Below are 9,108 nucleotides of genomic sequence, written 5' to 3'. Positions count from 1 at the left end.
CCGAGAGCCATTTGTGTTGCGGTTCGGCGGGGACCTACAACATTCTCCAGCCCGACCTTGCGGGCAGGTTGCGCGATCGCAAGGTCGCCAATATCGCGAGCGTCAAGCCGGACATGATTGCCGCGGGCAATATCGGTTGCATGGTGCAGATTGCCAGCGGCACGTCAGTTCCGGTCGTGCACACGATTGAGCTTCTCGATTGGGCTACGGGCGGTTCGCGGCCGGCATTGAATGCGTCGAGCGCCGCTGCGTCTGGGTGAAGGCTGAAGATGCCTGATCGACCATTGTCTGGCGGCAACAGGAGGACCACGATGGCGAAAGCGAAGAAGAAGAAAAGCAAGAAGGCCAAAAAGGCCAAGAAGGTCGTAGCGGCAAAGAAGAAGACCGCGAAGAAGGCGGCCAAGAAGAAGGCTGCCAAGAAGACGAAGAAGGCAGCCAAGAAGTCGGCGAAGAAATCCGCGAAGAAGTCTGCGAAGGTATCGGCCAAGAAGGCCGCTCCGAAGAAAGCCGCCAAGGCGCCAGCCAAGAAGGCCGCGAAGAAAGCGGCACCCAGGAAGGCTGCTCCGGCTCCGAAGCCCGCGCCGGTCGAGGCCCCGGCTGCCGAGCCCGCATCGGAGACCAGCTGGGCGATGCCGTCCGGTGAATCGGCGCCGTCCGAAGGACAAGGCTAGGTCCTTCCCTTATCCATCCAAACAACTTGCAAGACGGGAGGCCGCAGTGGTGACGCTGCGGCCTTTTTGCATCGCGGCGAATTCTCCGAGACGCGCCGCGGCTTGCGCCAGCCTGATTCGTTGCATGTCGACCACGATGCTTGCGAACTTCCGTAATCGCACGGCATTCGGGCGTGCAGTCGGGCGCAGAAGATGTGTTCGGAGAGCAACACACGTGAACAACCTTTCGTGAAATCGTCAGAACGCCTAAAAAGTCAGCAAATGCCCGTCCTTTTTGCTTCTCGCTAGAAGCCCCTCGCTTCAGATTGGCCCCGTTACGAATTTCTGCAGTTAGGTCGAGTGCCCCGGGGGGCTTTCCGGGATCCGACTGGGTTTGGAACTGGTGATGGGGATCGAAATGAAAAAAGTGGCTTTGTTGGCAACGGCGCTGGCAATGGTGACGGGTTCGGCTTTCGCGGCAGACATGCCGGTTAAGGCATTGAAGGCTCCGCCGCCGCCCGCCTTTGACCCCTGGGATATCGCTTTCGGCGGCGCGATCATGAGCGATTACATCTTCCGCGGCGTGACCCAGTCGAACCACAAGCCGTCGGTGGCCGCCTATTTCGAGCCCCGCTACAACGTCAACAAGGACCTCCAGCTCTACGTCGGCGTTTCGGCCGAGAGCATCTCGTTCGCCAACCGCGCCGCGGCTGAGGTCGACATCTACGGCGGTATCCGCCCGACCTTCGGTGCGTTCGCCTTCGATATCGGTGTCTGGGGTTATCTCTATCCGGGTGGCAGCTGCTACTACGGCGGCACCGGCTTCGACTTCGCCGGCAACTTCCAGGGCGCGGATTGCGCGACGAACGCTCTGGTCAACGGCAACGTCATGAAGAAGGACGTCAGCTTCTTCGAAGTCTACGGCAAGATGACTTACACCATCAACGACAACTGGGCGATTGGTGTGAACGAGTACTACTCGCCGAACTTCCTGAACACCGGCGCCTGGGGCAACTACTCCTCGATCACCGCCAAGTATACCGCGCCCAGCACCATCTTCGGTTCGAGCGGCGTCGGCATGTACGTGTCGGGTGAGTTCGGCCGTCAGTGGCTGGGCACGAGCGACTCGTTCTACGGCACCGGCCCGGCGGCGGCTGGCCCCGGCTATGTCGGAGCCTTCTTCCCGAACGGCATCAAGTACGCCGACTACAACACCTGGAACATCGGCATCGGCTTCACCTACAAGGTCTTCACGCTGGACCTGCGCTACTCCGACACCGACCTGTCCAAGGCGAACTGCAACGCCTTCACCAGCGACTACACCGCGACCTTCAGCAACAGCTACAGCAGCGCCAACCCGTCTGGCGTCGGCTCCAACTGGTGCGGCGCGGCGGGTATCGCCAAGCTGTCCTTCGACCTGACGGCGATGACCAACCTGAAGTAAGTTTCGCCTCGAAACGACTTCGGAAAGACTTTCGGCGAGGGCGGCAGAGCGATCTGCCGCCCTTTTGCTTGGGTGGCGCTGCGGTGCGTTCGACCCGGGCGTAGTGCGCCCGGATTCAGCTTGCCGTCGCGGCGCTCACCTCTCCGGCCGGAGAGGTGAGCCGCGCCCTGGTCGAGGGCCGCGACCCGGCCCGGCTTCAGCGCACGCCGTTCGGCTCCGCCTGGACGGGCTTTTCGCCGTCGCCGAGGACGTGGGCCTCGCCGTTCCTGACCATCGCCACCTTGCGGGTGTGGAAGGCGTCGAGCGTCGAGCGGTGGCCGATCGAGACGATGGTGGACTGCGGCAGCTTCTCCGCCAGCAGGCGGTAGAGCCGGGCCTCGGAAGGTTCATCGAGCGAAGCGGTGGCCTCGTCCAGGAACAGATAATCGGGCGCATGCAGCAGCGCCCGGGCGAGCCCGAGGCGTTGCTGCTCGCCGAGCGACAGCATCCGATTCCAATGCCCCTCCTCGTCGATCCGCGCCGCGAGGTCCGGCAACCCGACCGCGGTCACGGCCTCCTTGATCTTGTCCGGTGACACCGCGCCGTGCTCGGCGGGATAGATCACGGCGTCGCCGAGCGCGCCGACGGGAAAATAGGGACGCTGCGGCAGCATCATCAGCCTGGACCGCTCGGGGATGGCGATCCGGCCGGTGCCGAACGGCCAGATGCCCGCGATGGCGCGGAACAGGGTCGACTTGCCGGAGCCCGACGGTCCGGTCACCAGCACCCGCTCCGACGGTTGGATCGCGAAGGCATCGGCCGTGACCAGCGGCCGGCCGTTCGGCAGCTTCACCAGCAATTGCTGGAGCGCGACGGCTGTGCTGCCGCCTGCCCGCGCGACGTCGATGGTCGGCTCATGCGCCGCGATGTTGGCGGCCGAACTGACCGACATCTCGAAACCGTCGAGACGGGCCACCACCGCGCGCCACTCGGCGAGCGAACGGTAGGCCGTCACGAAGAACGACAGTGCCCGCTGCACGCTGCCGAAGGCCGAGCCCGTCTGCATCATGTCGCCGAGCTGGATCTTCTGGGCGAAATAGGCCGGAGCCACCAGCACGTAGGGAAAGATCACGGCAGCCTGCTGATAGCTCGCCGTGAACGCGGTGAGTCGCTTGGTCCGGCTCATGATCGCGTACCAGTTGCCGACCACGAAATTGAACCGGTGCAGGAGGCGTCCGCGCTCGGCGCTCTCGCCTTTCAGGAGCGCGATCTGCTCGGAGTTCTCGCGGACCCGCACCAGGTTGAAGCGGAAATCCGCCTCATAGCGCTGCTGCTCGAAATTGAGGTTCACCAGCGGCGCACCGATCCAGTGCGTCAAGCCGGTGCCGAGCACCGCGTAGAACAACGCGCCCCACACCAGGTAGCCGGGGATCGCGAAATCCACGCCGGAAATGTGCAGGGGGGCGGCATTGGACAGGCCCCACAGGATGATCACGAAGGAGAACAGCGTCACGATCGACGAGAGCAGGCCGATGCCGATGCTCAGCGTCTGCTCGACGAAGGTCTTGACGTCCTCGGTGATGCGCTGGTCGGGGTTGTCGGCCGCGTCGCCCTTGAGCTGCATGCGGTAGTGCGTGGCGCCGTTGAGCCATTCGCCGAGATAGTGCCGCGTCAGCCATTGTCGCCAGCGGATCTGGAGCCATTGGTTGAGATAGAGCTGGTAGACCGCGAGCGCGACGAAGGCCGAGGCGAGGCCGACGAAGATCCATATCTCCCTGATGAAGGTCTCGAGGTCGCGGCTCTGGAGCGCGCTGTAGAACCGGTTCTGCCACTGGTTGACCAGCACGTCGATCGCGACCAGCGCCAGCTCGATCGTGATCACGGCGGCGAGCAGACCGCGGCCGGCCCATTTGTCCTCCGATCGGAAATAGGGGATCGCGATTCGCCAAACGGTCGCGAGCGTGGCGCTGATGTTCTTCACAGAGCTGGATCTCCTGCGGGGTGTGCGCAAATGCCGGAAGCCAGTTGGCCGGGGCAATGGCGAAAATAAGCGCGCTTAGACTAAAGTCGCAAATCCTGCAATTTGCGTTGGCTTGTCCGGGCCGGCGACCCTAGCATGAGCTTCAACGGCGCGGGGTGGGGGCCTCCGGGACTTCGCGAGCTTGTGAGCGGATGGGAACCGCTGCACTCGCAAGTCATTCGCTTCAAGCTCACAGGCACTCTCCGCAACTGCGCCAGGCAGGCCTCGTCGTCCACGCGGGCCGGTCTGCCACATATGCGCGTGGGGGAGGAAGACCATGTGGAATCAAATCTATGATCCGCTGCATAGCCCTGTGCTGTCCACCATCGCTGCGGCTGTACCCGTCGTCACACTTCTGGTCCTGATCGCGAGCGGACGCGTCCAGGCCCACATCGCCGCCGTCATCGCCGTGATCGTGACCAACCTGATCACGATCTTTGTCTTCACGATGCCGGCGAACATGTCGATACGCGCCTCGATCCTCGGCATCGTGACCGGCTTCTTCCCGATCGGCTGGATCGTTCTCAACGTCATCTTCCTCTACCAGGTGACGGTGACCACCGGGCGCTTCGAACTGCTCAAGCGCGCGGTCGGCGGCGTCACCGAGGACCGGCGCCTGCAGCTCCTGCTGATCGCGTTCTCGTTCGGCGCCTTCTTCGAGGGCGCCTCGGGCTTCGGCACGCCGGTCGCGATCACGGGCGCCGTGCTGATCGGGCTCGGCTTCTCGCCGCTCGCGGCCTCTGGTCTGTCGCTGATCGCCAACACCGCGCCGGTCGCCTATGGCGCGCTCGGCACGCCGATCCAGGGCCTCGCCTCGGTCACGGGTCTCGATCCCTACATCCTCGGCGCAATGGTCGGACGGCAGCTGCCGTTCTTCTCGCTGATCGTGCCGTTCTGGGTGGTGTGGGCGTTCGCGGGATGGAAGGGCATGAAGGACGTCTGGCCGGCGATCCTCGTCACCGGCGTGTCGTTCGCGGTCCCGCAATTCGTGATCTCGAACTACGTCAATCCCTGGATCGTGGACATCGGCGCGTCGCTGATCTCGATGGGGGCGCTGATCCTGTTCCTCAAGGTCTGGCAGCCCAGGCAGCTCTGGCTGTCACCGGCGCTTCGCGGCCGCGATGAATCCGCAGCCACGATGGCCGCGGCAAAGCCGCTCGACAAGACGCCGCTGACCTCGAGCGAGCTCTTCAGCGCGCTGCTGCCGTGGATTATCGTCTGCATCGTGATGCTGATCTGGGGCAACGGCGCCTTCAAGAATTGGGCGAACGCGATCTTCACCTGGAACTACGCCGTTCCCGAGCTGCATCAGCTGATCAACAAGGTGCCGCCGGTCGCGGCCAAGCCGACGCCGGAAGGCGCGGTGTTCGCCTTCACTTACCTGTCCTTCACCGGCACGGGCATGCTGATCGCGGCGATCATCTCCGGCTTCCTGATGGGAGTCGGTCCGGGCAAGCTGATCAGCGAATACGGCCGGACCATCCGGCTCTGTGCGATTTCGCTGATCACGATCTCGGCCATGCTCGCGATCGGTACGCTCACGCGCCTGTCCGGCGTCGATGCCACGCTCGGCCTCGCCTTCGCCGCCACCGGCGTGCTCTATCCCTTCTTCGGCACGCTGCTCGGCTGGCTGGGCGTGGCGCTGACGGGATCGGACACCGCCTCCAACGTGTTGTTCGGCAATCTGCAGAAGATCACATCCGAGCAGCTCGGCTTGTCGCCGATCCTGATGGGCGCGGCGAACTCGTCCGGCGGCGTGATGGGCAAGATGATCGACGCGCAATCGATCGTGGTCGCCTCCACCGCCACCAATTGGTACGGCCACGAGGGGACCATCCTGCGTTTCGTGTTCTGGCACTCGATCGTGCTGGCTTGCCTCGTCGGTGTGCTCGTGACGTTGCAGGCCTATGTCTATCCGTTCACGGCGCTGGTCCTGAAATAGCCGGAACGGCCGGTTTCGATGTTGATCCCTGCGGGGCCATGCGCCCCCGCGGGGATTTTTTTCGGCGGTCCAAGAGCTTCACATTGCCGCTGCGGTCCTGTCGCGCGCGTTCGAGCGATGTCAAAGCCGGTTGGCGTCAAGAAAACGCATCAAAAGAAAGAATCCGGAGCCCCGTTCCGATTTCATCGGAGCGGAAATCGCTCTAGAAGGTGCGGCAAATCAGGTCGGTCGAGAGGTTACATGGTTTCGTTCAAGCCAATGGTCTATGCAGCGGTCGCGGTGCTCGCGGCGTCCGGCCTCGCGCGTGCGGAGGAGGGCTTTCCCTTCGGCACCGAGATGACGCTCGAGGCGTTGCCGCAGCCGGGTTCGAAGCGGATTCCGAACATCGAGATCGGCGACAATGGCGAGGTCGTGCTGGAGCTCTGGTGCAAGGGCGGCAAGGGCCAGTTCTCGGTCGCCGGCAACACCGTCATCTTCGTGCCGGGCCAGATCCAGGATCGATCCTGCCCGCCGGCCAAGGCTCAGGCCGACGACGAGCTCGTTGCCGCGCTCGGCAGCGTCGAGACCTGGAAGCGCCAGGGCGAGGTGCTCGTCCTGGTCGGTCCGAAGCCGCTGCGCTTTCGTGTGAACGGGAACTAGCCGGCGTCGTCATGCCCTGCCACCGGGGCCCGCCTTCGGCAAGCCCGATGACAGGCTCAGCGGGGCATCCAGTACGCCGGGTCCTGTCGATTCAACACGTCCATCTGGGAGCACCGGATCGCTCGCGTCCGCGGGCGATGACCAGGCGTCGGTGTGGATGTCACTTCCAAACCGACTTGTCGGCGTCCCAGTGCTGGCCCTTCAATTCCTTGGCGAGCGCGTCGACCGAGCCGTTGTCGTCGGGCTGCTCGCCTTCCTCGTCCGTCGCCGCGTCATCCGACAAAGCAAGCTTCGCGGCGCTGCTCTCATCCGCGGTCGTGGTCGAGGGGCTGCCGATCCAGAGCAGCAGGCGGTCGATCGTGCCCGGCTTGTCGGGTGAGACGAGACCCGCGACCTCGATCGTGTCGGTCAGTTCGAGCGCCGGGAAATCCTCGTTCGGCCGCTTGAAGACCAGCTTGAGCTTGCCGGTCGCCGGGTTGAAGCTCTGCGAGACCGGCTTCGCCGCGAGCGTCCTGCCGAGCACGCCTGCGATGGTGGTGGCGAGCTTGTCGCGGTTGATCTTGTCGCCCTCGCGCCAGTCGGCGGCGGGGAAGCGGATGGTGCGATCCATCTCCATCATGCCCGCGGTCCAGCCCGCCGCGGTGACGCCGGGCATCGCCTTGAATTTCGCGAGCAGCGCGCCGGCGCGCTCGGGATCGACCGACATGTTGATGGTCTGCTCGCCGGCCCGCAGCGCGTCGCATCCGACCGACAGGCTCGCCAGCGTCACCTCGACGTCCTGGCCCTTCAGGCTCTTCAGGAAGTCGGTCGCCGCGTCGAGCTTGACCTTGACGGCGATCGCCTCCGGCGAGACCTCGGTGAAATCCTTGGGCTGCGGCGTAATGCCGTCGTCGGAGGTCTGGTTGTCCAGAAACTCCTTCTCGCTGAGATCGGAATTGTCGGGCGAGGCCACCTCCGTCACGGACGGACCGATGCCGATCTGGCCGCGGAATTCGAAGGTGTCGCCGGTCGGCTTGCGCGTCAGCTTGACGGTGACCGGGGCCTTGGCGCCGAGGCTCTGCGTCGTGCCCGTCAGCGTCTGGCCCGCGACCTGCAGGTTGACGACGAAGCGGTCCTTGCGATCGGAGTTCTTGGCGAGGGGATAGCAGACGTCGAGCACGGCCGCCGTGACCGTCTTGCCGCTCCGCGTCTCCTTGAGGATCACGTCGGCATTGCCGTCCATCAGGCCGTCGATCGAGGTGAAGTAACGCGTCTCGACGCCGCCGGGGGCGGTGGTCTTCGGCGACAGCTTCATCTGCGCGGAGGCGGAACCCGCGACAAGCAGGGCCGCAATGAAGGCTGTTGGGCAGACCAGAGACGCGCGCATCGACGAAATCCTCGGGCTATCGAATCGGCGCGTCACCGTAGTGGGTTTTGGCCGCCGGTTGAACTGGAGAGCACGGCTCCATGATCTGCAAAAAAAGAAGGCCGCCCGGAGGCGGCCTTCTCGGGATCGTCACAGGACGGGGACCGGCTCAGAAGCCGCCCATGCCGCCGCCGGCGGGCATCGCGGGCGGAGCTTCCTTCTTCGGCAGTTCGGCAACCATGGCCTCGGTGGTCACCAGCAGGCCCGCCACGGAGGAGGCGTCCTGCAGCGCGGTGCGCACCACCTTGGCCGGATCGATGATGCCCTTCTCGACCATGTCGACATAGGCCTCGTTCTGGGCGTCGAAGCCGAAGGTCTCGGTCTTGTTCTCCAGGATCTTGCCGACGACGACCGAGCCTTCGAGGCCGGCGTTCTCGGAGATCTGGCGGACCGGAGCTTCCAGCGCCTTCAGCACGATGTTGATGCCGGCCTGCACGTCGGGATTGTCGTTCGACAGACGGCCGACCGCCTTCTTGGCGCGCAGCAGCGCGACGCCGCCGCCGGGGACGATGCCTTCCTGCACCGCGGCGCGGGTGGCGTTGAGCGCGTCCTCGACGCGGTCCTTCTTCTCCTTGACCTCGATCTCGGTCGCACCGCCGACGCGGATCACGGCGACGCCGCCGGCCAGCTTGGCGAGGCGCTCCTGCAGCTTCTCGCGGTCGTAGTCCGAGGTGGTCTCCTCGATCTGCGCCTTGATCTGGCCGACACGCGCCTCGATGTCGGGCTTCTTGCCGGCACCGTTGACGATCGTGGTGTTTTCCTTGTCGATCACGACCTTCTTGGCGCGGCCGAGCATCTTCACCGTGACGTTCTCGAGCTTGATGCCGAGCTCTTCGGAGATGAGCTGGCCGCCGGTGAGGATCGCGAGGTCCTCCAGCATGGCCTTGCGGCGATCGCCGAAGCCCGGCGCCTTGACGGCCGCGACCTTGAGGCCGCCGCGGAGGCGGTTGACCACCAGGGTGGCGAGCGCCTCACCCTCGACGTCCTCGGCGATGATGACGAGCGGCTTGCCCGACTGCACCACGGCTT

Annotated in this window: 9 protein-coding genes; 5 read left to right on the top strand and 4 right to left on the bottom strand. The window is 64.7% G+C overall.

The features are described from left to right. Together QM712_RS35560 and QM712_RS35555 are read left to right on the top strand one after the other, a co-directional pair. On the top strand, window positions 1-260 hold a 260-nt coding region (locus QM712_RS35560), incomplete at its 5' end, for a heterodisulfide reductase-related iron-sulfur binding cluster (RefSeq protein WP_415027816.1). Window positions 261-311: 51 nt separating this feature from the next. Next, window positions 312-671 (top strand): hypothetical protein, encoded by a 360-nt coding sequence (locus QM712_RS35555; protein WP_415027815.1) that lies wholly within the window; start codon window positions 312-314, stop codon window positions 669-671. Between the two features lie 330 nt (window positions 672-1,001). Here the strand turns inward: QM712_RS35555 and QM712_RS35550 are convergent, their stop codons facing one another. Then, window positions 1,002-1,211: a hypothetical protein gene (locus QM712_RS35550; RefSeq protein ID WP_415027818.1), complete on the bottom strand. Its 210-nt coding sequence runs from the start codon at window positions 1,209-1,211 to the stop codon at window positions 1,002-1,004. Here QM712_RS35550 and QM712_RS35545 point away from each other — a divergent pair. Next, the gene (locus QM712_RS35545; protein WP_415027817.1) at window positions 1,108-2,094 is read left to right on the top strand and encodes a TorF family putative porin; all 987 of its coding nucleotides are present in this window, start codon (window positions 1,108-1,110) and stop codon (window positions 2,092-2,094) included. The two genes, QM712_RS35550 and QM712_RS35545, sit on opposite strands and share 104 nt — an antisense overlap. A gap of 196 nt (window positions 2,095-2,290) precedes the next feature. Here the strand turns inward: QM712_RS35545 and QM712_RS35540 are convergent, their stop codons facing one another. After that, window positions 2,291-4,054 carry an ABC transporter ATP-binding protein/permease gene (locus tag QM712_RS35540; protein WP_415027814.1) on the bottom strand — a complete coding sequence of 588 codons (1,764 nt, stop codon included), beginning with the start codon at window positions 4,052-4,054 and terminating at the stop codon, window positions 2,291-2,293. 316 nt (window positions 4,055-4,370) lie between these two features. On the opposite strand from QM712_RS35540, the gene QM712_RS35535 reads away from it, so the two are divergent. Together QM712_RS35535 and QM712_RS35530 are read left to right on the top strand one after the other, a co-directional pair. Continuing rightward, a complete protein-coding gene (locus QM712_RS35535) occupies window positions 4,371-6,035 on the top strand; it encodes an L-lactate permease (protein WP_415027813.1) in 1,665 nt (554 codons plus the stop codon). Between the two features lie 240 nt (window positions 6,036-6,275). After that, window positions 6,276-6,674 carry an META domain-containing protein gene (locus QM712_RS35530; RefSeq protein ID WP_415027812.1) on the top strand — a complete coding sequence of 133 codons (399 nt, stop codon included), beginning with the start codon at window positions 6,276-6,278 and terminating at the stop codon, window positions 6,672-6,674. Between the two features lie 160 nt (window positions 6,675-6,834). Here the strand turns inward: QM712_RS35530 and QM712_RS35525 are convergent, their stop codons facing one another. After that, on the bottom strand, window positions 6,835-8,040 hold the full coding sequence (locus tag QM712_RS35525) for a hypothetical protein (RefSeq protein ID WP_415027811.1): 1,206 nt from the start codon (window positions 8,038-8,040) through the stop codon (window positions 6,835-6,837). Window positions 8,041-8,188: 148 nt separating this feature from the next. Further along, window positions 8,189-9,108, bottom strand: a 920-nt coding sequence (gene groEL / locus QM712_RS35520; RefSeq protein WP_415027810.1) for a chaperonin GroEL, incomplete at its 5' end; no start/stop codon positions are given.

It is taken from the genome of Bradyrhizobium sp. (genome assembly GCF_047605465.1).
In the GTDB taxonomy this organism is placed as follows: domain Bacteria; phylum Pseudomonadota; class Alphaproteobacteria; order Rhizobiales; family Xanthobacteraceae; genus Bradyrhizobium.
Note: the sequence above shows the minus strand (reverse complement) of the source record. Positions and strands in the feature narration are given on the sequence as shown.